Consider the following 23,267-nt stretch of genomic DNA (forward strand, 5'->3'; position numbering starts at 1 on the left):
CCGCTCCGCGTTCCACTACGTTGGGCGCCATGAACGCCGACGCACGCCCAGAGCCCGGATCCGCGGGCCGCTTCACGGACAGCCCCGAGGAATGGCCGGTCATCGAGGGGAAGACCCCGTACCAGGGCCGCATCACCGCGATGCGGAGCGACGTCGTCGCCATGCCGGACGGGACGACCGCGCGGCGCGACTACCTCGTACACCCCGGCGCCGTGGGCGTGTTGGCACTCGACGAGGACGACCGCGTGCTGGTGCTGCGGCAGTACCGGCACCCCGTGCGGCACAAGCTGTGGGAGGTGCCGGCGGGGCTGCTCGACGTTCCCGGCGAGCCGCCGCTGCTCGCGGCCCAGCGCGAGCTGTACGAGGAAGCGCACCACAAGGCGGACGACTGGCGCGTCCTCGTCGACTTCTACAACACCCCCGGCTCGTCGAGCGAGGCGATCCGGGTCTTCCTCGCCCGCGGCCTGAGCGAGGCCGTGGGTGACCGCTACGAAGCCCACGCGGAGGAGGCCGACCTGGAAATCGCCTGGGCCCCCTTGGAGGACCTGGTGGCCCTGGCCCTGTCCGGCGAACTCCACAACCCCACCCTGGTCACCGGCGCCCTCGCCACCGTCGCCGCCCGAGCAAGAGGCGGATTCGACGCCCTCCGCCCCGCCGAAACCCCCTGGCCGGCCCGCCCGTTCTGAGGGGGTGGACCGGGAGCGCCGCAGGAGGCTCCGGCCCGCAGCGTCGGTTCGCCTCCCTGTCGAGGCCCCCTCCGGCGCGCACGGCGGGCCGCGCCGTTTTGTCGGCTGAGCGCCGACGCCGGGAGCATGCGAGCGGGCGCCGACGGGTTGACGGGTGCCGCCGCCACGACGTCGCCTGCCCTTGCCGGTGCCCCGTGAGTTGGCGGGCGGCTGCGCGATGTCGCCGCAGGGCGGACGGGGCGTTGCGCCGGTTGCCACCTGACTCCGCGCGGCCTTCGGCGCGGCAGGCGCGGAAATGGGGGAGGCACCCGGTCGGCCGAACTCTCTCTGCGGCCAAGGCGCCTCCCATTCGGGCCCCAGCGCGTCGGGGCCCGGCTTCGGCTCCGGACGGCTCGGGGGTCTGTCCCCGGGGTCGGGGCCGCGTGCGATCAGGGTCCGCGCTGTCCTGGGGCGTGGCTCGGCCCTCGGGCGCCTCCGTCCCGCCGCCGATCCGCGGTCGGCATTCCTGCTCGGTGGTCCTGCCGGGTTCGGCGGATGCCGTGCCGTGCGTCGGCGGGCGTTGGGCGTGTGCCGTTCGCTACCCTGCGCAGCAGGACTGTCGGGGGGCTGGGAACAGGGGGTCGTCGGCGGTGTTCAAGGCTGGTGAGTCCGCGACCGCTACGGACGCGGTGGCCGCCGCCGTCCCCGCGCCCCGGGTCGCCGACGACGGGTCGGTGCCGACCGTCCGCCTCGGGCCCGCGCAACTGCCCGCCGCCCCGACGGAGTTCGTGGGGCGCGTCGACGAGTTGCAGACGCTGTACGGCTGGGTCACCGGTCCCGGAGCCGCCGTCCCCGCGCAGGGTGTCGCCGCGCGCGCCTCGCTGCTTCCGCCGGACCGGGTGGTGGCGATCTCCGGGCCGCCCGGCATCGGCCGCAGCAGCCTCGCGGTGATGCTCGCCCACCGCCTTGCCCCGCACTTCCCCGACGGTGTCCTGTACGCCCGCCTCACCGGCCCCCGCGGTGAGACCACCCCGCCCGCAGACGTCCTCGAATCGTTCCTGCACGTGCTGGGCGACCGCGACGTGCCCGCCGGGGCCGAGGACCGCTCCCGGCGCTTCCGCGAGCTGCTGGTCGACCGCCGCATACTCGTCCTGCTCGAAGACCTCGCCGGCACCCCGCAGTTGCGGCCCTTACTGCCGGAGAGCCCCACGGCGCTGCTCGTCGTCACCACGGTCGGCCCGCTGACCGGCCTCGGCCGCGCGGCCGTCGTCCGCGCGTGCGCGCTCGACGTGCTCGAACCGGCCGCCGCGTCGGAGCTGCTGGGGGACCTCGCCGGGCACACGCGCGTGGCCTGCGACCCGCGCGCCGCCGAGGAGTTGCTGTCGCTGTGCGACTTCCATCCGGCGGCGCTCAAGCTCGCCGGGGCCTGGCTGCGCGCCCGCCAGCGGTACGCGCTCGCCGACGTCGCCCGCCGCATCCGCGCCGAACGCCTCCGCCTCCAGGGCACCTGCGACGACGGCGAACTCGCGCTGCGCGCCTGCTTCACTCTCGTCCACCGCGAACTGGTGCCGTCCGCGGCGCGGCTGCTGCGCCTGCTCGCGCTGGTGCCCGGCCGCGAGTTCGGCCCCGACGCCGCGGCCGCGCTCGCCGACTGCGGCCCCGACGCCGCCGCGCGCTCGCTCGCCGAGCTGTGCGAGCTGCACCTGCTGGAGCCCGGCTCGACGCCCGGCCGGTTTCGCTTCCACGAGCTGCTGCGCGGCTACGTGCAGGAGTGCCTGGACGCCGAGGAGCGCCCCGGCGAACGGCGCACCGCACGCGTACGGCTGCTGGAGCGGTACGTCCGGCTCGCCCGCGCCGCCGAGCACACCATCACCGGCCGGGGCGACCGGGTGCCCGCCGACGTCCGCTTCGAGTCCCCGGCCCAGGCACGGGCGTGGCTGCGCGAGGAGCGGCCGGAACTGCTGGCCGCCGCCCGGGTGGCCGCCGCGGCGGGGCTGGACGGCCCGACGCGCCGCCTCGTCGCCGTACTGACGCGCCTGCTGGACCGCCGCGCGCACTGGCGCGACGTACGCGAGCTGCACGAGCTGGCGCTGTCGACCGCGCGGCGGCACGGCTCGGGGCGGCAGGAGGCGGTGGCGCTGCTGAACCTCGGCAACCTGCACGTCGCCCGTGCGGAGCTGGAACAGGCGCTGGCGTGCTACCGCGCGGCCCTGGAGGTGTCGAGGTCGATCGCGGACCCGGCGGGGGAGGGCCGCGCGATGGTCAACCTCGGGAACGCGTACGCCGACCTCGGCGACCTCCAGCGCGCCGCCGACTGGTACGACCGGGCGCTGCTGCTGCGCCGCACCACCGGCGACAACGTCGGGCAGGCGCGCGTCTTGTCGCATCTGGGACGTCTGCACGCGCGCATGGGCCGCTTCGAGCAGGCGCTGCGCGACCACCGCGCGGCGCTCGGGGTGCGGCGCAGGCTGGGCGACCACGCCGAGGTCGGCCGGGTGCTGGCGGACATCGGCGCGTGCCTCGGCGACGCGGGGCGCACGCGGGAGGCGCTGACGGTGTACCGGGACGCGATCGAGGCGTTCCGGGCCGCGGGGGACGAGCGCCTGGAGGCGCTGGCGCTGCTGCGTACCGCGGACCTGAACGAGGACACCGGGGACCTGCGCGAGGCCAGGTCGCGGCGCCGCCAGGCGCTCGCGCTGCTGGCGGACGTGCCGCAGGCGGAGGCGGTCCGGCGCATGCTCGACGACGGGCCCGCCGAGGGCGCCGCGGGGGCGTGACGCGGGACGGCGCGGACCGTCGCGTGGGACGGCACGGGCCGTCGCGTCGGGCGGTGGCGGGCCGTGTCGTGAGGCGTCGTTCAGGGCGCGACTCAGCGCGACTCAGCGCGGCTCAAGCGCGACCCGGGCTCGGCTCAAGGCGTGGCTCAAGTGCGGCTCAAGGCGTGGTTGAGGGCGTGGTTGAGGGCGTGAGGCGGGTGCCGCGCGGGCGCCGTGCCACCCGCGCGGGTGGACTGCCAGACGGCTCCGACGGGTATTTCTCAAGTACGGGTCCGGCAGTGCTGGCCTGGGAAAGCTAAACAACATGCTGGGGTCACTGGCACTTTGTAAGGTTGTCAGGGCGTTGGAGCCGCATTAACCTAGGTTTGCCGTGGAGGGCGCGGTGGAATGCGCCCGCCTGCCCGTTCCGGGTCCGCCGACGGCGTCTCAACCCTCTGTACGTAAGGACGTGGATAGCCGTGAAGGTCGGCATTCCCAGCGAGGTCAAGAACCACGAATACCGTGTGGCGATCACGCCCGCCGGCGTGCACGAGCTCGTGCGCAACGGCCACGAGGTCTTCATCCAGAAGGACGCCGGGCTCGGCTCCTCCATCCCCGACGAGGAGTACGTCGCCGCCGGTGCGGCCATCCTCGACACCGCCGACGCGGTGTGGGAGACGGGCGAGCTGATCCTCAAGGTCAAGGAGCCGATCGCCGAGGAGTACGGGCGCCTCCGCAAGGACCAGACCCTCTTCACCTACCTGCACCTCGCCGCGTCGCGCGAGTGCACCGACGCCCTGCTCGCCGCGGGGACCACGTCGATCGCGTACGAGACCGTCCAGCTCCCCAGCGGTGCGCTGCCCCTCCTCGCGCCGATGTCGGAGGTCGCGGGCCGTCTGGCGCCGCAGGTCGGCTCGTACCACCTGATGCGCCAGGGCGGCGGCCGCGGCACCCTCATGGGCGGGGTGTCGGGCGTGTACGCCGCCAAGGTCGTCGTCATCGGGGCGGGCGTCTCCGGCCTCAACTCGGCGGCGATCGCGCTCGGCATGCAGGCGGAGGTGCTGCTGCTCGACCGCAACATCGAGACGCTGCGCCAGGCCGACCGCATCTACCAGGGGCACCTTCAGACCGTCACCTCGAACGCGTACGAGATCGAGCGCGCGGTGCTGGACGCCGACCTCGTCATCGGCGCGGTGCTGGTGCCGGGCGCGAAGGCCCCGAAGCTCGTCACGAACGAGCTGGTGTCGCGCATGAAGCCCGGCTCGGTGCTGGTCGACATCGCGATCGATCAGGGCGGGTGCTTCGAGGACTCGCGTCCGACGACGCACGACAACCCGGTCTACAAGGTGCACGACTCGATCTTCTACTGCGTCGCCAACATGCCGGGCGCGGTGCCGCACACCTCGACGTTCGCGCTGACGAACGCGACGATGCCGTACATCGTCGCGCTCGCCAATAAGGGCTGGCGCAAGGCGTGCCAGGACGACGCGACCCTCGCGCTCGGCCTCAGCACGCACGAGGGCCACCTGACGAACGCCGCCGTCGCCGAGGCCCACGGCCTCGGCCACGTCGAGACCGCCCAGCTGCTCGCCTGAGCGGGGGCGTGACCACGGCCTGACCCCGTCGGTCCACAGGAACACCCGACGGGCCCCGACGGCCCCGTCCGACGCCGATGGCGCCGCCGGACGGGCACGCGGGCACCCGGGACCGTACGCAGGCCGCCCAGCGTGATGCCGGGCCCCACAACGCCGTGGGGCCCGGCATCACGCGTTTGCGGGCGCCGCGGCGGGGAGACTGGTGCGGTGAGCACCGATCCCGCCGACGTCTCCTCGCCCGCGTCCGCAGACGGGCTGCCCGATGCCGTGGCGCCCGATGCCGCGCCGGATGCCGCGTCTGACGCCGTGGCGCCCGAGGCGTCGGTGCGGGCGGTGCGGGCGTATCTGGACCACCTCTCCGTCGAACGCGGGCTGGCTGCCAATACTTTGGCGGCTTATCGGCGGGACCTGGGGCGATATCTGGCCGTTCTGGCGGATGCGGGGCGCGGCGGGGTCGGGGAGGTGTCGACCGCGGACGTCACGGCGTACGTGGGGTCGTTGCGGACCGGTGACGCGCACGGGCCCGCGTTGTCGGATGCCTCGGCGGCGCGGGCTGTCGTCGCGGTGCGGGGGTTTCACCGGTTCTGCCTGCGTGAGGGCCTGGTGGCGCACGATGTGGCGCGTGAAGTGGCGCCGCCGGCGCCCCCGATGCGGTTGCCGAAGGCCGTACCGCTGGACCGCGTCGAGGCGTTGCTCGCCGCGGCCGGCGGGGGAGACCCGCCGTACGGTCCGCGCGACCGTGCGCTGCTCGAAGTTCTCTACGGTACGGGCGCCCGTATTTCGGAGGCGTTGGGTCTGGATATCGACGATGTCGATCTCACCGCCCGTACGGTGGTGCTCGCGGGCAAGGGCGGCAAACAGCGTGTGGTGCCTCTCGGTTCGTACGCCGCGGAAGCGGTCGGCGCCTACCTCGCCGGACCCCGGTCGGAACTGATCGGAACCGGTCGCGGCGGGCCCGCGCTCTTCCTCAACGCGCGCGGCGGCCGGCTGTCCCGGCAGAGCGGTTGGACCGTGTTGCGTTCGGCCGCGCTGCGTGCCGGGCTGACGGAGGAGATGTCGCCGCACACGCTGCGGCACTCGTTCGCGACGCACCTTCTCGACGGCGGAGCGGATGTCCGAGTTGTCCAAGAACTGTTGGGACATGCGTCGGTGACGACCACTCAGGTCTACACGCTGGTCACCATTGATCGACTTCGTGAGGTCTACGCAGCTTCCCACCCCCGGGCTCTTGACTGAACCGGTGCGATGTTGCATGGGTCGGGCGGTTCGCCTTGCTGCGACCATGCGACACGCCATAGAGTCGCGAACCGTCAGTAAGGATCGTCACGCTGACGAAGCAAGAAATGGCCTGGTCGGCAAGGAGGTAAGACGACTTGTGAATGAGTCGACATTTGCTCCCGGGGGTGCCCAGCCAGCGTCGGCCCAGGCCCCCCGTGGGTCGGTTCAGGGCGGGGGGACGGGAATTCCCGCCCCGGGCCCTGCCGCGGAGCAGCAGGGGACGCGCGACGCCGCGCTCCCGTCGACGGCCGACCAAGCGGGTGCACCGGGTACTTCAGCGGGTTCAGCGGCGGAGGGGACCCCCACGGGGTCCGAGGCGGACGAGTACGCGTACGACATGTACTACTACGACGACGAGCTGCGCTACGCCGAGGAACTGCGCGGGGGCCCGTTCGATCCGGACGCCGATTACGAGCCGGATCCGGAGTACGCCGCGACCCTCGCCCCCGACGCCGCGACCCAGCGCCGCGAGCGCGTCGGCCCCACCGGCCGTCCCCTGCCCTATTTCCCGGTCCCCGGACCGGTGTCCGAGCACGGCCCCGCGAAGATCATCGCGATGTGCAACCAGAAGGGCGGCGTCGGCAAGACCACGTCGACCATCAACCTGGGTGCCGCCCTCGCGGAGTACGGACGCCGTGTGCTGCTCGTGGACTTCGACCCGCAGGGCGCCCTCTCGGTGGGCCTCGGGGTCAACCCCATGGAGCTCGAACTCACCGTCTACAACCTGCTGATGGAGTCGCACCTCAGCGCGGACGACGTCCTGCTGAAGACCATCATCCCGGGCATGGACCTGCTGCCGAGCAACATCGACCTGTCCGCGGCCGAGGTGCAGTTGGTCACCGAGGTGGCCCGCGAGACCACGCTCGCCCGCGCGATCCGGCCGCTGGTGCAGGACTACGACTACATCATCATCGACTGCCAGCCGTCCCTGGGCCTGCTGACGGTCAACGCCCTGACCGCCGCCGACAGCGTCATCGTGCCGCTGGAGTGCGAGTTCTTCGCGCTGCGCGGTGTCGCGCTGCTGACCGAGACCATCGAGAAGGTGCACGAGCGCCTCAATCCGAACCTGGTCCTGGACGGCATCCTCGCGACGATGTACGACGTACGCACCGTGCACGGCCGCGAGGTCCTGGCGCGCGTCGTCGAGGCGTTCGGGGAGCAGGTGTTCCACACGGTGATCGGGCGCACGGTCCGCTTCCCGGAGACCACGGTCGCGGGCGAACCCATCACCACGTACGCGTCGAACTCCGTCGGGGCCGCCGCGTATCGCCAGCTTGCGAGGGAGGTGCTCGCCCGGTGCCGCGCCGAGTGAGTCTGCCGGGCGCCGACGAGTTGTTCCGCACCACCGGGGGAGCCGCACTGACGACCCGTCAGTCCGCTGCCGACGCGGCGGGGACGACCGGTCAGGCGCCCACCGGTGCGGGGGCCTCGGGCCCGTCCGCGGCGGCGGCCGGGTCGGCCGCCGCCTCCGGCAACGGCCACGCCCGCGCCGTACCGGCGCCGTCCGCCGGGCAGGACGCCGAGCCGGAGCACGCCGGCGCGCAGAACTCCGCGTCCGGTCAGGGCGGTTCGCAGGGTGAACCGGGACCGGCGCAGCCGCACCAGGAGGCGCGGCCCGAGCAGCGGACCGTACCGCCGTCACGCGAACCCGCCCGCGAGGCACCGGCGCGCGAGGCCGGGCAGCCGCCCGCCCCGCGGGCCGCCGCGCCCCGGCGCGGACGCGTGCAGCGCCGCCCGAGCGGCCGGGAGCGGCACGACGAGAAGATCACGGTGTACGTCTCCGCCGAGGAGTTGATGGACCTCGAACACGCGCGACTCACACTGCGCGGCGACTTCGGGCTCGCGGTGGACCGCGGCCGGATAGTGCGCGAGGCCATCGCGGTCGTGCTGGCCGACCTGGAGGCACGCGGCGAAGCGAGCATCCTGGTACGGCGGTTGCGCGGCGGCCCGGGCCCGGGGCACTGACGCACCGCGGGAGCGGCGAGCCCGGAGCGGGGACGCGGTACGCCGGAACGCGCTGAGCCGAGGCGGCGCCGTGCAGGGCGTCGTGCCGACAATCGCATCATCGGTTCAGGTGGCGACTGTGCAGGAGTAGGCGTCGGCTTTTGGCCCCGGTGAATGCCGGTGACCGGGGGCGGAACACGGCCAAGTCCCGGGACTTGGCGGGTGATCCGCCCCCGAACGGCGTGTCGGGGGACGTCTCCGGCGGTACGGCGGGGATCCTGGCGGGCGGCCGATCGGGCACAGCCTCTTGCGCAACGACCGGTCAAACCGTGAAAATCCGGCATCTACCGGCGGGGCAACCCGCCGCCGTCGTCCCCGCCCAGCACCATGGAACCCGATGTCCACTGCCAGCCCGGTCCCCTCCGCCCGCCGCCCCCTCGGCCGCGGCGGTGCGGGCGCGTTGCCCGCGCAGGGGGGCGGGGACGACGGGGCGGTCCGGGAGTTGGGCGCGTCGGATGTGACGGACGCATCGGATGCGTTGAATGCGTCGGACACTTCGGATGCTTCGGACCTGTCGGATGCGCCGGACGCGTCGGACGCGTCGGAAATGCCGGAGGTACCGGACAGCGCGGTGGATGTGCCGGATGCGGAGGCGGACGGCCCGTCCGAGGTGGCCGGAAATGCCGTGTCGGGAGTGGCGGGGGACGGGTCCGGCGACGATGCCGAGGGCGGCGAGGACGCCGCCGACGCGCCCGGCGAGGGCGACCGGCCCGCCGAGGAGCACAAGGGATTCGCGGTCCACCTCGACAACTTCGAGGGGCCGTTCGACCTGCTGCTCGGACTGATCGCGAAGCACAAGCTCGACGTCACCGAGGTGGCGCTGTCGAAGGTCACCGACGAGTTCATCGCGTACATCCGTGCGCAGGGCCCCGATTGGGACCTCGGCGTCGCGACCGAGTTCCTGGTCGTCGCGGCGACATTGCTCGACCTCAAGGCCGCGCGGCTGCTGCCCGCCGCGGAGATCGAGGACGAAGAGGACCTGGCGCTGCTGGAGGCGCGCGACCTGCTGTTCGCGCGGCTGTTGCAGTACCGGGCGTACAAGCAGATCGCCGCGATCTTCGACGAACGCTGGGCGGTCGAGGCCCGCCGCTACCCGCGCGACGTTCCGCTTGAGGACCGCTACACGGGCATGTTGCCCGAGCTGGTCATCAAGATGGACCTGGAGAAGTTCGCGAGGCTGGCGGCGCGGGCGATGACCCCCAAGGGGCCCAAGGTCGTCTCGATCGAGCACATCCACGTCCAGCGGGTCAGCGTGCGGGAGCAGTCGGCGATTGTGGTCGAACGCCTGCGCAGGCACGGCGCGCTGACCTTCCGCGCGCTGACCGCCGACTGTCCGGACAACCTGCACGTCATCGCGCGCTTCCTGTGCCTGCTGGAGCTGTTCCGCGAGGCGGCGGTGGGGTTCGACCAGGTCGAGGCGCTGGGCGAGCTGCACGTCCGGTGGACCGGCGGCGACGAGGACGCGCCGCAGGTGGGCGCGCAGTTCGACGAGCAGGACGAGGACGAGGACGAGGGTGCGGTCGAGGACGCGGACGGCGCCGAGGCCGGGCGCGGGGACGCGGCGGTGCGGGAAGCGGAGCCGGAAGCGGTGGACGTGGAGGAACCGGCATGAGTGACGACGGGTTCTGGATCGAGCCGCCCGACGAGCCTTCGGGTACGCCCGACTCCGCCGCGACGGAGACCGCCGCACTGCCGATACAGCGCGAGTCGGCGCCGGAGATCGCTCCCGAGTCCGAGCTTGCGCAGGAACAGGAGCAGCAGCAGGAGCAGGCGCCCGCAGCGGCACCCGGGTCGCAGCCCGAGCCGGGGCCTGCGTCGGAACGTGCGCCGGAACCTGACCTGGAACGTGTGCCGGAGCCCGAGGCGCAGCGTGTGCCGGAGTTTGAGGCGCAGCGCGTGCCCGAGCACGCGCCCGAGCCCACCCCGGCGCCCGGGCCCACCCCGGCACCCGTGCCCGCATCCGACCCCGCGCTGCTCAAGCCGCAGCTTGAGGCCGTGTTGATGGTCGTCGAGAACCCCGTCCCCGACGTCGTTCTCGCGCAGGTCCTCGAACAGCCCACCGAGGCCGTGGTCACCGCGCTGCGCGAGCTCTCCGAGGAGTACACCGCGCAGAACCGCGGGTTCGACCTGCGCCAGGTGGCCGGCGGCTGGCGGTTCTACACGCGGCCGGAGCACGCCGAGGCGGTGGAGAAGTTCGTCCTCGACGGGCAGCAGTCCAAGCTCACCCAGGCGGCGCTGGAGACGCTGGCCGTGGTGGCGTACCGGCAGCCGGTCAGTCGCAGCCGCATTTCGGCGGTCCGGGGAGTGAACTGCGACGGCGTCATGCGCACGCTGCTCGCCCGCGGCCTGGTCGAGGAGTACGGCGTCGAGCCCGAGACCGGCGCGTTCCTCTACCGCACGACGGACTTCTTCATGGAGCGCATGGGCCTGGTGAGCCTGGACGAGCTGCCGGAACTGGCGCCGTTCCTGCCCGAGGTGGAGGCACTGGAGGCGGAGACCGAGGGCGGCCTGGAGGGCTTCCCGCTGGGCGCCGGGAAGCCCGGGGGCACCGCGGCGGGTGCTGCGTCGTCGGGCGAGCCCGGGAACGAGCCTGATGTCGCCCGTGAAGCCGAGGCGGACGCGGGGACGGAAGCCGAGCCTGAGGCGGAGGCCGACACGGGTGCCGAGGCGGGGGCGGAAGTCGACGCCAAGACCGAAGCCGAAGCCGACACCGACCCCGAAGCCGAAGGTGACACCGAGGCGGACTCCGACCCCGTCGACACGCACCCCGCGGAATCACCGGAACACCCCGTCCCCACCCCCTCCGACGCTCCCTCCGCCACCGACCCCGGCCCGGTGTCGTCCGAGCCCGGGGAAACCGGGGATACTGGTGGGGAAGACCCCGCGGCGGCGGATGCCGAGGACAGCGCACACGGCGCTCCCGCAGACCCCGTCCCCGCGGCCGACGACCCCACCGACACCGGGAGCGGGTCCGCGTCCGCCGTAGAGCCGGACGCGGCCGACGCGACCGACCCGACGACTACGGACGATTGATGGCTGGCACAGGCAGGCAGGGCTCCGGCCGCGGCAACTACCGCGGCGCGGGCAACAACCGCGACGAGCGGTCCGGCGCACCGCGGGGCGGCGCCGCCGGGCGCGGCGGCTCGGGACGGGGCGACGCCGGCCGGGGTGGCGGAGTCCGCGGCGGCGGGAGCGGGAGCGGGGGCGGTGGCGGCGCAGGCGGCGGCCGCGGCGACGCGGGGCGTTCCGGCGGTGCCGGACGCGGCACGAGCCGGCCGGACCGGCGTCCGACCACCGTGCGCGAGGGCGAGCGGAGCCCGCGCGAGGCCCAGGAGGGCGTACGCCTCCAGAAGGTTATGGCGCAGGCGGGCATCGGCAGCCGCCGGGCCTGTGAGGAACTGATCGACATGGGCCGGGTCGAGGTCGACGGCGAGGTCGTGCGCGAGCAGGGCCTGCGGGTGGACCCGGCGAAGGTCGAGATCAAGGTCGACGGGCTGCGGATCCCGACGTCCAGCGGCGAGGTCTACATAGCGCTGAACAAGCCGTCGGGCGTGGTATCGACGATGTACGACCCGGAGGGGCGCCCGACGCTCGCCGAGTACATCACGGACCACGAGCAGCGGCTGTTCCACGTCGGCCGCCTCGACACCGAGACCGAGGGTCTGATCCTCCTCACCAACCACGGCGAGCTGTCGAACCGGCTGACGCATCCGCGGTACGAGGTGCGCAAGACGTACCTCGCGCAGATCCAGGGCCCGATCCCGCGCGACCTCGGCAAGCGGCTCAAGGAGGGCGTCGAGCTGGAGGACGGCCTGGCGCGCGCGGACAGCTTCCGGATCATCGACCAGCTCGGCAAGACGTACATGGTCGAGGTCGTGCTGCACGAGGGTCGCAAGCACATCGTGCGGCGCATGCTGGCCGAACTGGGCTTCCCGGTGGAGCGGCTGGTGCGCACGAAGTTCGGCCCGATCCAGCTCGGCGACCAGCGGCCCGGCCGCACCCGGCGCCTGTCGAACGAGGAGATCGGCCTTCTGTTCCGCGAGGTGGGCCTGTAGACCCAGGTCGACTGGGCCAAATGGGTGATTGGGTTGTGACTCCCTGACATGGTGGACCGACGCGACGAGACTGACGGCGCCGAGGACAACCGAATGGAGGGGGCCATGAGCCTTGCGCATGTCGAGGGGTATGGGCGGGGGCACGTCGGCCCGTGGACGGTCGAGCAGGTCTTGGCGCCGCCCGAGGATCCCAGCCACCGCACCGAGCTCATCGGGGGCTCGCTCCTCATGTCGCCCAACCCCGCTCCGCCGCATCAGATGGCCGTACGGCGCCTGGCCAACGCCTTGGAAGCGGCCGCGGCGGAGGCGGACGCAGCGCTCGTCGTTTTCGACGCCGTCAACGTGGTCATGCCCTCCGGGATGCTGATCCCGGACGTGGTCGCCGTCGATCTTGCGGCCGCGGAGGAGATCATGGACAGCGGTGTGGCGACCGTATCGTCCGAAGCGGTCGTGATCGCTGTAGACGTTGCTTCGCCCCATGACCGCCGCTCCGACGTGGTCATGAAGAGCAAGTTGTACGCCGAGGCGGGCACCCCGTGGTACTGGCGCCTCGACCTGCGCCCGGTCCCGAGCCTGATCATCGCCGAGCTGGTGACCGGCGCCTACATCGAACGCGAAATCGCCCTCGCGGGTCGCGAAACGAGTTGGGAGCAGCCCTTCCCGATGGCTCTGGATCCTGGACGGCTGACGCGACTGCGCTGAGGTATTGCGGGCGCCGCTGCACGATTGTGTGGCGGCGCCCTTTGCTGTTCCCGCACGGCCGTTCGGGTACGCAACCGGTCCTCGGCCGCCGTCAGTTCGTTGTGGTGGTTTGGGGCCGGGGTCGGGATGACCGGTGTGAGGGACTGCGACACGCCGGGTGAGGGGGATTTCAGGGGCGTCGGACGATCCGTGCCGGGGCGAACTCCCCGTGATCAACCGGTCGAACGGGGGGGCGAACGCTGTGGTTGTGGTTCGGAGCCGGCGGTTGTCGGGGCTCCGGTTCGCGCGGCGTGGCGCGCGCGTGGCTGCGGCGCCGGGCGGGGGCTGCTAGAACGTTGCCCAGGGCGTTGCCCCGCGACGAGGCGCGGCAGGCCGACCGGGGTGTGGGGGTGGCGTGGGGGCGAAGACGGGCGGTGCGGTCCTCGACAGGATCGTCTACCGCTGGCAGGAAAGGGACTTGCTGGGCGGGCGCGGGCTCGGGCCGGTGGCGACCTCGCTGGCGCCGGACCGGTTGCCGGGGTGGGCGGGGGACTTGCGGACGTACGTCGGCATGCGCGTCGACGTCGAGACCGGCCCGTACACCAGTGTCTGCTGGGCGCGCACGACCGCCGGGCCGGCGCTGATCCACCGGGAGTTCGCCCTGCACGGGCAGGAGGCCACTCCGGGCAACGTGGCGCACGTCGTGCTGGATCCCGGACGCGTGCTCGGGCCGCATGTGGTCCTCGCGCTCGGGGTGTTCGACTGGGCGGCGGGCGGTCCGCCGCTCGACGACATGCCGCCGGGGTACCACCTGGAGGGCATCGGCTCCGAAGGGCTCATCGCCCTTGCGCACGAGCGCGCCGCCGGGTTGCGGGCCGCCGCGCGGCACCGGCGGGGTGCGTTGGAGCGCATCGCCGAGACGCTGTTCGCCCGGCCCCGCGCCGCGCTGTCCCTGCTGCAACGCGACGCCGGACCGGACCCCGCGCCGCTGCTGTGGGGCGTGTTCGACCTGGTGAGCCATCTCGTGCGCGGGAGTTGGAGCTTTTCCACGTACGAGTCGGACGACGACGCGAGCAGGCCCCGCTTCGTGGTCGTGCCGGAGTGGCCCGGTGCGGACTTCCCCGGGCGCCTGCGGCTCGACGTCACCTCGGCCCCGGGCACGGGGCTGTACGCGGAGGCGGCGCGCAGGCTCGTGGCGTGCTACACCGAACGCCCGTGGGAGGAGACCCGCACCCTCCTGCGCCAACTGCGGCCGGTGGCCGAACTGGAGCCCGAGCCCAAGGCGATCGCGATCCTGGACGCCATCGACCGCCTGTTCCCGCCCAAGGTCTCCCTGGTCAAGGCACGGGGCCCGGTCGAGCCGCCGCCCGCCCGCCACGCCGCCGCCCGGCCAAGGGGCTGGGACACACTGGTCCGGGCGGCGGGTCCCGGGCCGGACGCGACGCCTGCTGCGTCGGGGCAGGGGCTCGCCGATTTCCTGGGCGTCCCGGCGGAGTTGGACGTGACGGGGGAGTACCTGCCCGAGCGGCCGCACAGTGGGCGCCATGCGCGGCCGGAACCCGTGTTCGAGGCTGAGGCCGAAGACGCTGCCCGCGACGTCGAGTCGGTGCTGTCGGACGAGGATCCGTACACGGATGTCCCGGTCGCGGTGGACCCGGGGTTCGCAGTTGACGGCGGGAACGGAGCTCTGCCGCCGGAACCTCGGTCGGCGCTTCCTTCGGGGCACGAGGCCGGGAACGAGTTCGGAGGCCGGCCGGGGCATGGATCAGGACATCGACCGGACGGTCCGGCGATGCCCCCGTCCGTGCCCCCGTCCGTGCCTCCGCCCGCGCCGCCCGCCGACGGGCGTGCCGCGCGGGCCGAGCGAACGCCCGTACTGCCGCCGCATATCGAACGCCCGTCCGGTCCGAAGCCCACGCAGCCCGAGACGCGCTACCTGCCCGTGGCCTTTCCGGTGCCCGAGCGCCCGGATCGGCCCGAACGGCCCGACAGGCCCGAACGACCGGTCGTCGGCGGGCCGGGGGCGGGACGCGCGGCGGCGTACGGCGCGGGTCACCCGGGTCAGCCGGCACATCCGGCCCACCCGGCCCACGCGCCCGGTCCGCCGCGAGTCCCGGCGCCGCCGGGAGCCGGGGCGCGGGGTGCGGTTCCGCCGCCCGCCGCGCCCGTACCGCCGCCTCCGCCCCCGACCGCCCCGCCGCCCAGGTCCGGTGCCGGTGCCGCAGCTGCGGCCCAGGCCGCCGCAAACGCGCTGACCGCGCCGCCCGTTCAGCCGTCCGTACCGCCGCCGGTCGTCGCGCCCGCGCCGCCGCCCGAACGCACCCCGCGCGACTGGGATCTCGCGGGCTGGGCCGAGGACGGCGTCGCCGAATGGGCGCTCCAGCCGCTGTTGGACGCCGCGCGCTGGCTCGACGGCGGCGGCGCCACCGGCGACCGGGAGTTCCGTGAACTCGTCGGGCAGGCCGGGCTGGTGGCGGTGGCGGTCGGCCTGGAGCGGGCCGACGAGGCGTTGTTGCCCGCGCTCGTCGAACGGCTGGCCGAACTCGTGGTCCCGTCACCGCGGTTGCCCTCGGCGCGCGAGCAGGCCGCACTCGAACGCGTGCTCGCGGGCCTCGACGGGCCGATGCGGGCCCTGGACCGCTGCGGTGTGCCGCGCCATCAGATAGCGTCAATCATCGGACAGTTCGCCGCATATGTCCTGGACGGCTGCCACACTGACAGCACCGCGGACCATCTCGCCGCGGTGGTTCGCAACCTCGACACCGTCCCCGGCACATATCGTCCCTATCAGCAGGAACTCATCGGGGCCGCCGTCGCGCAGGGCCTCGGTGCGCGGTTCTTCGAGGAGATCGGCCGGCTCTGGGCGGCCAGCCGGTCCCTCCTCCCCGACCCGGCGGACCCCTTGGAGGGGTAGTCATGGAGGGCACCACCCGACCGACGGCGAGTCGCCAGCCGCTGCACCAGATCGTGTACCGGTGGCAGCGCCAGGACCTGTTCGGACGCAAGGGCCTCGGCCCGGCGGCCACTTCGCTGCCGGTCGCCGATCTCGCGCGACTGGTGCCGGACCTGTCGGAGGCGGTGGCCGCCGAGTTCGGCGGCGACGGCGCGCCGCTGACCAGTACCTCGCTGATCCACGTCGACTCGCTCGCGGCCGTCGTGCACCGCGTCGCCTCGGAGTTCGAGCAGGGGCGCCTCGGCAACCACGCCCACGTGTTGCTCGGCACCCGCGCCGCGCTGACCCCGCACGCGGTCCTGGCGCTGGACGGCTGGGGGTGGCGCACCGGGCAGCCGCAACTGGCGGAGATACCCGTCGGCCGCCGGCTCGCGCGAATACCGGACACCATCCTCGACGACGCCCTGGCCGAACGGGCGTTCCAGCTCCGCGACGCGGCGCGCACCCAGCCGGAGCCGCTGACCGTGGTGCTCGCCGCGGTGCTGCGCCGCCCGACGATGGGCTTCTCGGTCCGGCTCGCGGACGCCGGCGATCCGGTCGCGCTGCTGTGGGGGCTGTTCGACCTCATCACCGTGCCGCTGCCGGGGCCGCTCACGTTCTCGACGTACGAGACGGCGGACGGTACGACGCGGCCCCGCTTCGTGGTGGTGCCGCGCTGGCCCTCGCAACTGTGGAGCGGTCGGCACCGCGTCGACCCGGACGCGGAGGCGCGCACCGACGTGTTCCGCGAGGCGGCCGAACTGATGGTGGCGCGGTACGTCGAGGACGACTGGGACACGATGTACCCGCTGCTGCGCGGCCTCCAGGGGCTGCGGCGGCATCAGCCGTACGACCGGGCGGTGGAGATCCGCGACCGCTTCGCCGCGGACGCGGGGCGTGGCGCGGGGGGCGGTTCGGGCGGCGCGGCGCCGCTGCGGCTGCCGAACGAGGAGGTGGTCCCGGGCGAGTCGGCGGAGGCGCTGTCGCGGGCGGCGGCGTGGCAGGAGGCGCGGCTCGCGGGGGAGGCCGCGGCCGGGGCCGGTACCGAGTCGGGTGCCGCGGCCGGGGCCGAATCTGACGCAGAGTCTGGTGCTGAATCTGGTGCAAAGATGTTTGCCGAGTCGTTTGCCGACTCCGCGGTCGAGTCCGTTGCCGGGTCGGCTGCCGAGCCGGTCGCGGTGCCGGTGCGCGACGTACCGCCGGACGGGCCGGGGGCGTCGCTGGACCAGTTGTTCGCGGCACCTGCGGCGGTGCGGGCCGAGGCCCCGGAGACGGCCGTGGTGGAGGACGAGGCGTCGCCGGCCGCGCGCCCCGGCGTTGCGGCGCCTTTGCCGCGTCGTACACCCAACTCCGGTCACCCGGCCATTCCGACCATCCGGGAGGCGGCACATCGCACCGAGCCCTCGACCCGTCCTGCGCGGCGGGGCGAGGCGGCCTCGGACGAGGCGGCTGCGCTCGACACCGGACCGTCCGAGGACGCTGTCGCGACGACCGCACCCGAGACGACCGCACCCGAGACGACCGCACCCGCGACGCGGTCCGTGCTGCCCAGGCGTCCGTCGCGGGGTGTGCGGTCCGCGCGCACGAAGCCGCCCGGGCCCATACCCGTACCCGCGTCCGCGCCGGAGGAGGACAGGGGTGGTGCGGATGCGGCGGTGGAAAACCCTGGTTCCGTCTGTCCGCAGACTGCCGAGCCGCCTCCGGGCCGCGTCTCCGAGCCGGAACGAGCGGAGCTGGCCGGTGCCCCCGAGCCCGCGTCCGACCGACACCGGACCCAAGGCCGTGCTCAAGACCAGCCCTCCGACCCCGCCGCCGACCCCGTCCTCGCCGAGCCCGAGGCGTTCCCCCTGCGGGCGCCCGCGGGCGTGCCGCTGCGTCCCGAGGACCCGCCGCCCAGTGCGGGCAACGCCGAGCGGGAGCGGTGGAAGCGGCGCGGGGTCTACGACGAGGACATCGACGCCCTGGAGTTCGCCGCCGACCAGGTGGCGGACGGCGGCGCGGACCGCGCGGTGGCGTTCGTCGAGGACGTCGTCGCCCTCGCCGTCGCGCTGGAACTCGCCGACTTGCGCCTGCTGCCGTACGTCGCGGAGCACTTCCCGCGCCGCCTCGACGACGCGCCGAAGTGGACGCAGCGTGAGCGCCAGGCCGTACGCGACGTCCTGCTCCACCCTGTGCGCTACGGCGACCGCCTTGTGGAGGCGGGTGTCGAGACGAAGGTCGTGCGGCGCATGTTCGAGCGGCTGGTACGCGTCGTCCTGACGTTGGAGAAGGACCCCTCTCGTCCGCTGCGCGCGCTCGCCCTCGACCTGATGAGCGACCGCCGCCGCCTCGCGCCGTATCCGGTGCTGGACGACGTGCTGCGCCGGTCGTCCTGGGAGCCCGCCTACTACCAGGAACTCGGCCGCCGCTGGGCCGAACTGAACCCCCCGGCGGACACCGAGGCCCCGCCGGACCCGCCCGAAGGCGCGCGGCCGACCGGCTGAGCGGGCCGCATCGCGGTCGCCATCGCCACGAGGACCGCTACCCCGCACATTCCGGCTGGTGGCCCGGCGACCGGTCGCTGTGGCACCCTGCCGCGGGCACCGCTGTCGCGTTTTTGCCCGACGGGACGGCGCGTCCCGGACCGTCGCCGATCACGCCGACGAGGACGACCACGGCGACCAGGATCGGCACGAGTTGCGCGACGCCGGTCGCGTGGTGCCGCGTACCGAACAGCACGGCGGCGACCGCGGCGAGCAGCGCGAGGGCGATCGCCAGGACCACGATGTTGTGCCGGTGGCGGTCGTGGAGCTCGGCGTCGTCGTACCGCGCGCCGGCGAGGGCGAGGTTGCCGAGCATGAGCCGCGATCCGCAGGTGAGGCCGACGAGTGTGTCGACGACCAGCGCGCTCACGAAGGCCGCGAATCCCCGGGCCGTTCGCTCTGCCCGGGAGTCGAGGGAGCCGCACGAGTCGTCGGAGCTCCCGGAGCGGCCGCCGGAGGCCGCCGTGGCGTGTCCCATTTGGTCAGTGTGGTCGGCGGCGGGCGGACGGTGCGGGCGATGTCACCGAACCGTTGCCGGTGGGGGAGGGGCTGTCCGGCCGCGTGTGGGCGTGCTGCCGCTCGCGGCCGGGGGGTGCCCGGATAATCTTGGGAGGCGGCCCCGGGTGTTCCCGCGGGGTCTTCTCCCCGACACCAGCCAGCAACGGAGCTTCCTGATGCGTACCGCCGCCGTCGTCGGCACCGGCCTGATCGGGACCTCCGTGGCGCTCGCGCTCTCCGCGCGCGGGATCACGGTGTACCTGCACGACGCGGACCCGACCGCCGTGCGTACCGCCGCCGCCCTCGGCGCGGGGCTGGACGAGGCGCCGCCCGCCGCGGTCGACCTGGCCGTCCTCGCGGTGCCCCCGGCGCGCATCGCCGCCGCGCTCAAGGAGTGCCAGGGCAAGGGCCTCGCGCACAGTTACACGGACGTGGGCAGCGTCAAGGAGCAGCCGCTGGTCGACATCGAGGCGCTGGGGTGCGACGTGTCGCGCTACATCGGCGGGCACCCGCTGGCCGGCCGGGAGCGCTCCGGGCCGTTCGCGGCGCGCGCGGACCTGTTCGACGGGCGGCCGTGGGTGCTGACGCCGTCGAAGGAGACCGACACCGAGACGCTGAACCGCGCCCTGGAGATGGTGGCGCTGTGCCGGGCCGTCCCGGTGGTCATGGAGCCGCGCGCGCACGACCACGCGGTGGCGCTCGTGTCGCACGCCCCGCACCTGGTGTCCGCGCTGATGGCGGCCCGGCTGGAGGGGGCGGACGACACGGCGACGCGGCTCGCGGGGCAGGGCGTACGCGATGTCACGCGCATCGCCGGGTCCGACCCGCGCCTGTGGGTCGAGATCCTCGGGGCCAACGCCGACGCCGTGGCCGACGTGCTCACCGGGTTCGCGGACGACCTCAACGAGACCATCACGGCCCTGCGCGCGCTCGCCGCCGAGGACGAGGCCAAGCGCCGCGGCGGCGCGGACGGCATCGGCGCCATCCTGCGCCTCGGCAACGCCGGGCACGCCCGCATCCCGGGCAAGCACGGCGCGCCCGCCGCGCGGTACGAGTCGGTGCCCGTCGTGGTCGGCGACCAACCGGGCGAGCTGGCACGCCTGTTCGGGGACGTCGGCAACGCGGGTGTGAACATCGAGGACATGTCCATCGACCACTCGCCCGGCCGTCCGGCCGGTCTCGTCGAGTTGATGGTGGACCCCGCGACGGCCGAGGGACTGGTGGTGGAACTGCGCCGCAAGGGGTGGAACGTGCAGAGGTAGTCGCCGTCCGGTCGCGGTGGCGGCGCGGTGCGGTCCCGTCCGGGCATCGCCACCCCCGCGCCACCCCAAGGGAGTGGTCCTCCCGTCCCGGCCATCTGGCAGTCTGGATGCGTGACGCTGTCCACCACAGACTCGCTCGCGGTGTACCTCGCCTCGCTCTCCGCACCGGACCTCGCGCGCATCGTCACCATGACCCCGACTGTGCCCGAAGAGCCCAGGCCGACGACGCTGCGCCACGTGGCGGTCTGCCTGGCGGATCCGGAAACGGCGCTGCTGGGCTGCTCGTTCCTCAGCCGGGGCGAACTCCAACTGCTCGAAGTGCTGTGGGCGGTCGCCGAGGAGCGGCCGCCCGGCGGCGCCGCGCGCCTGGGCGGGGACGCCGGGCCGCGGCTGGACGACGACCCGGTCGTGGTGGTCGACCCGGAGGCGCTGATCGGGCTCGTCTGCGGTCCGGACCGCAGCGAGGCGCGCGACCTGGGTCCCGCCCTCGACGCGCTGACCGGGCGCGTGCTGGCCTGGCCGGAGGACGGGCGGATACGCCTGCACCCGGGCGCCGCCTCGGTGTTCCCGCTGCCGCTCGGGCTAGGCGCGCCGGCGTACGGCCTGCTGCTCGGCCAGCGGCCCGAGGATCTCCAGGCGATCGTCCGGGAGTTGGGCGGTCTGCCCGCGGGGCGCAAGGACGAAAACGCGGTGCTGGCGGCGCGGCTGCTCGGCGACCCGGAGGTGGTACGCCGGATCGCCGCCCGGCTCGACCCGTCCGCGCGGGCCGCGCTCGACGAGCTCGCCGAGGTGGGCATACGGCGTGACCCGACCGCGGCGTGGGGCTACTTCGGGCCGACGACGCGTCGCGCGGGGGCGGCCGACGGCCGGAGCGACGGGTTCGCCAGGCTGCGCCGCCGCGGGCTGTTGCTGCCGACCGGCGACGGCTGGGAGATGATGCCGCGCGAAGTCGCCCTCGCGCTGCGCGGGGACGACTACCGCGTGCCGTTCGAGTCGCGCCCGCCGCGGGTCGCCACGGAGGACGCGGACCGGGCGGCGGTGCTGCGGTCCTCGGCGGCCTCGGCGTCCGCGGCCCTCGACGTCGCGGCCCGGCTGCTGCACGCCTGCGCGGTCGGCCCGCCGGTGCTGCTCAAGAGCGGCGGTGTGGGAGTACGCGAGATGCGCCGCCTGGCCCGCGAACTCGGGTGCGACGAGGGCACGGTGCGGTTGTGGCTGCACGTCGCCGAGTCGGCGGGGCTGGTGGTCGCCGACGCGGAACGGGGACGGGTGCTGCCGACGTCCGCGTACGACGCCTGGCTCGACGGCGAACCCGCCGCCAGGCTGATGGTGTTGGTGCGGGGCTGGGTCACGATGCCGGACGTCCCGACGCTGGACGTGCTCGACGCCGCCGCGCGCCCGGGGGCCCGGCCGCCCGCGCCGCTGTCCGGGGCGTCGGCGCGGGGCGGTCTCGCGCTGGTGGCGCGCGGCACGCTGCTGCGGACGCTGGGCGCGATGGGCCTGGACCGCGCGGTGGCCGACCCGGCTTCGTTGGCGCGGTGCGTGGCGTGGGTGTGCCCTACGCCGTTCCGCCAGGGGATCGACGAGATGGTGGCCGGGTTCGAGGTGGGGGGCGGGGGCGTCGTCGTCGGTGATGCCGCGGGTGACGGTGGGGCGGAACACGGGGTCAAGGCCGGGGTCGACGCCGGGGTCGAATTGGGGGTCGAACTCGAGGGCGTTGGCGGTGAGTTCGAGGTCGATGTCAACGGCGGTTTCGACCGCGGCTTCGGGGGGCCGTTCGGGGGCGGGTGCGACCACGACACGCTGGTCGACGCCGTGGGCGATTCCGCCGCCGACCTCGTCGTGGACGCGAACTGCCTTGTGGCATCGGATGCGGGGACCGTGCGCCCTGCCGAGTTCCCGTTGTCGACGCCGTGCGGGTGTGCGGACTGCCGGGATGTCGCCGACGAGTTGGAGACGGCGTACCGCGGACGCTTCGACGCCGTCGCGTTCACCGTCACGGCGCTGCACGAGGCGGCGGCGCTCGGCCTCGTCGCACACGGCGCACTGACCGCCCTCGGCGGCGGGCTGGCCGTTCAACACAGTGCCGCCGCATTGCTGGCAGTGGCCGAGGAGTTGGTGCCGCCCGCGACGCGACGGGCCCGGTTCCGCGCCGACCTGACGGCCGCGGTCGCGGGCACTCCGGCGGTGGAGCTCGTACGTCTGCTCGGTCGCTGCGCCGAGGTCGAAAGCCCGGGCCGCGTATGGCGGTTCTCCGAGATCTCGGTGCGTCGCCACCTCGACGCCGGCGGCACCGCGGCGGGCCTGCTCGCCGACCTGGCCGAGGCCGCGATCGGCGAACTCCCCAAGCCGCTGGAGGACTTGATCCACGATGTCGGACGCCGGTACGGCCAGGTCCGTGTCGCGCCGGCGGCCGGCGTCGTCTACTCCGACGACGAGACGCTGGTGACCGAACTCCTGCACCACCGGGGCCTGTCCGACCTGCGCCTGCGGCGCATCGCGCCGACGGTGCTGCTCTGCGCCGAGCCGCTGGACGAAGCGGTGCGGCGTCTGCGCAAGGCGGGTTACGCGCCCGCCGCGGAGTCGGAGACCGGCAGCGCGCTGGTCGAACGCCCGGCGGAGTTCCGGGCCGAGGGGGCCGACCCCGATCCGGGGCGCGGCGGCCGTACCGTGGTCCTGACGATGGCGGACGACGCGGCCGAGGACCGGCGTTGCTGGGCCGCGGACCTGCTCGACAAGGCGCTGCGCCCGCCTCCGCCGCTCACCGCGAAGGCGGCCCGCCTGCACGAGGCGGCACCGCTGCTCGGACCGGAGGACTGCCTTGTGCTGGCGCAGGCACTCGACCGGGGGAGCGCGGTGCGCGTGGCCGCGACGGCGTACAACGGCGAGCCGATGACGAGCACCGTCGCGCACCTGGCCATGGCGGGTGACAGCCTCTACATGCGTCCCCCCAACGGCCGCCCGGCACTTCTGCCGTTCCGCCTGGAGACCCTGTGGTTGGTGCTCCCGGCCGAAGACTGAG

The 23,267-nt window shown here is 74.0% G+C and carries 14 protein-coding genes and 1 pseudogene; 14 read left to right on the plus strand and 1 reads right to left on the minus strand.

Annotation, left to right across the window (positions count from 1 at the left end; translation table 11 throughout):
- Positions 1 to 29: 29 nt before the first annotated feature.
- The 12 genes and pseudogenes from ACRX5S_RS39460 (at position 30) to ACRX5S_RS39515 (ending at position 18,449) form a co-directional block, all read left to right on the plus strand.
- Positions 30 to 686: an NUDIX domain-containing protein gene (locus ACRX5S_RS39460; protein ID WP_436778108.1), complete on the plus strand. Its 657-nt coding sequence runs from the start codon at positions 30 to 32 to the stop codon at positions 684 to 686.
- A gap of 629 nt (positions 687 to 1,315) precedes the next feature.
- Complete coding sequence (locus ACRX5S_RS39465; RefSeq protein ID WP_436778109.1) at positions 1,316 to 3,442, plus strand: tetratricopeptide repeat protein; 2,127 nt, start codon at positions 1,316 to 1,318, stop codon at positions 3,440 to 3,442.
- A gap of 458 nt (positions 3,443 to 3,900) precedes the next feature.
- Positions 3,901 to 5,016, plus strand: a complete 1,116-nt coding sequence (gene ald / locus ACRX5S_RS39470) for an alanine dehydrogenase (protein WP_436778110.1) — start codon at positions 3,901 to 3,903, stop codon at positions 5,014 to 5,016.
- A gap of 267 nt (positions 5,017 to 5,283) precedes the next feature.
- On the plus strand, positions 5,284 to 6,252 hold the full coding sequence (locus tag ACRX5S_RS39475) for a site-specific tyrosine recombinase XerD (protein WP_436778111.1): 969 nt from the start codon (positions 5,284 to 5,286) through the stop codon (positions 6,250 to 6,252).
- A gap of 379 nt (positions 6,253 to 6,631) precedes the next feature.
- Entirely contained in the window at positions 6,632 to 7,606 is a 975-nt protein-coding gene (locus ACRX5S_RS39480; RefSeq protein ID WP_231779721.1) for a ParA family protein, read from the plus strand.
- Entirely contained in the window at positions 7,603 to 8,259 is a 657-nt protein-coding gene (locus tag ACRX5S_RS39485) for a hypothetical protein (protein ID WP_436778132.1), read from the plus strand. The genes ACRX5S_RS39480 and ACRX5S_RS39485 overlap by 4 nt, the downstream gene beginning before the upstream one ends.
- A gap of 376 nt (positions 8,260 to 8,635) precedes the next feature.
- On the plus strand, positions 8,636 to 9,910 hold the full coding sequence (locus tag ACRX5S_RS39490; RefSeq protein WP_436778112.1) for a segregation/condensation protein A: 1,275 nt from the start codon (positions 8,636 to 8,638) through the stop codon (positions 9,908 to 9,910).
- 338 nt (positions 9,911 to 10,248) lie between these two features.
- A pseudogene (gene scpB / locus ACRX5S_RS39495) lies at positions 10,249 to 10,818 on the plus strand (SMC-Scp complex subunit ScpB); the annotation flags it as partial.
- 512 nt (positions 10,819 to 11,330) lie between these two features.
- Complete coding sequence (locus ACRX5S_RS39500; protein WP_436778113.1) at positions 11,331 to 12,353, plus strand: pseudouridine synthase; 1,023 nt, start codon at positions 11,331 to 11,333, stop codon at positions 12,351 to 12,353.
- A 105-nt stretch (positions 12,354 to 12,458) separates the two neighbouring features.
- Entirely contained in the window at positions 12,459 to 13,055 is a 597-nt protein-coding gene (locus ACRX5S_RS39505) for a Uma2 family endonuclease (protein WP_436778114.1), read from the plus strand.
- 394 nt (positions 13,056 to 13,449) lie between these two features.
- Positions 13,450 to 15,948, plus strand: coding sequence for a hypothetical protein (locus ACRX5S_RS39510; RefSeq protein ID WP_436778115.1), 2,499 nt, complete (start codon positions 13,450 to 13,452; stop codon positions 15,946 to 15,948).
- A gap of 2 nt (positions 15,949 to 15,950) precedes the next feature.
- Positions 15,951 to 18,449 (plus strand): hypothetical protein, encoded by a 2,499-nt coding sequence (locus ACRX5S_RS39515; RefSeq protein WP_436778116.1) that lies wholly within the window; start codon positions 15,951 to 15,953, stop codon positions 18,447 to 18,449.
- A gap of 37 nt (positions 18,450 to 18,486) precedes the next feature.
- Here ACRX5S_RS39515 and ACRX5S_RS39520 read toward each other — a convergent pair whose 3' ends face one another.
- On the minus strand, positions 18,487 to 18,966 hold the full coding sequence (locus ACRX5S_RS39520) for a hypothetical protein (protein WP_436778117.1): 480 nt from the start codon (positions 18,964 to 18,966) through the stop codon (positions 18,487 to 18,489).
- Positions 18,967 to 19,111: 145 nt separating this feature from the next.
- Here ACRX5S_RS39520 and ACRX5S_RS39525 point away from each other — a divergent pair, with 145 nt between their 5' ends.
- Both ACRX5S_RS39525 and ACRX5S_RS39530 read left to right on the plus strand, forming a co-directional pair.
- The gene (locus ACRX5S_RS39525) at positions 19,112 to 20,248 is read left to right on the plus strand and encodes a prephenate dehydrogenase (RefSeq protein WP_436778118.1); all 1,137 of its coding nucleotides are present in this window, start codon (positions 19,112 to 19,114) and stop codon (positions 20,246 to 20,248) included.
- Between the two features lie 111 nt (positions 20,249 to 20,359).
- Positions 20,360 to 23,266, plus strand: coding sequence for a helicase-associated domain-containing protein (locus tag ACRX5S_RS39530; protein ID WP_436778119.1), 2,907 nt, complete (start codon positions 20,360 to 20,362; stop codon positions 23,264 to 23,266).
- The last annotated feature ends 1 nt before the right edge of the window (position 23,267 follow it).

It is taken from the genome of Yinghuangia sp. YIM S09857, from assembly GCF_051388915.1.
GTDB lineage: Bacteria > Actinomycetota > Actinomycetes > Streptomycetales > Streptomycetaceae > Yinghuangia.

What these genes read in the sequence shown, in the direction of transcription:
- ACRX5S_RS39515 (WP_436778116.1), top strand. Translation starts at nt 15,951, where the DNA reads ATGGAGGGCACCACCCGACCGACGGCGAGTCGCCAGCCGCTGCACCAG.
- ACRX5S_RS39490 (WP_436778112.1), top strand. Translation starts at nt 8,636, where the DNA reads ATGTCCACTGCCAGCCCGGTCCCCTCCGCCCGCCGCCCCCTCGGCCGC.
- ACRX5S_RS39520 (WP_436778117.1), bottom strand. Translation starts at nt 18,966, where the DNA reads ATGGGACACGCCACGGCGGCCTCCGGCGGCCGCTCCGGGAGCTCCGAC.
- ACRX5S_RS39505 (WP_436778114.1), top strand. Translation starts at nt 12,459, where the DNA reads ATGAGCCTTGCGCATGTCGAGGGGTATGGGCGGGGGCACGTCGGCCCG.
- ACRX5S_RS39460 (WP_436778108.1), top strand. Translation starts at nt 30, where the DNA reads ATGAACGCCGACGCACGCCCAGAGCCCGGATCCGCGGGCCGCTTCACG.
- ACRX5S_RS39500 (WP_436778113.1), top strand. Translation starts at nt 11,331, where the DNA reads ATGGCTGGCACAGGCAGGCAGGGCTCCGGCCGCGGCAACTACCGCGGC.
- ACRX5S_RS39480 (WP_231779721.1), top strand. Translation starts at nt 6,632, where the DNA reads ATGTACTACTACGACGACGAGCTGCGCTACGCCGAGGAACTGCGCGGG.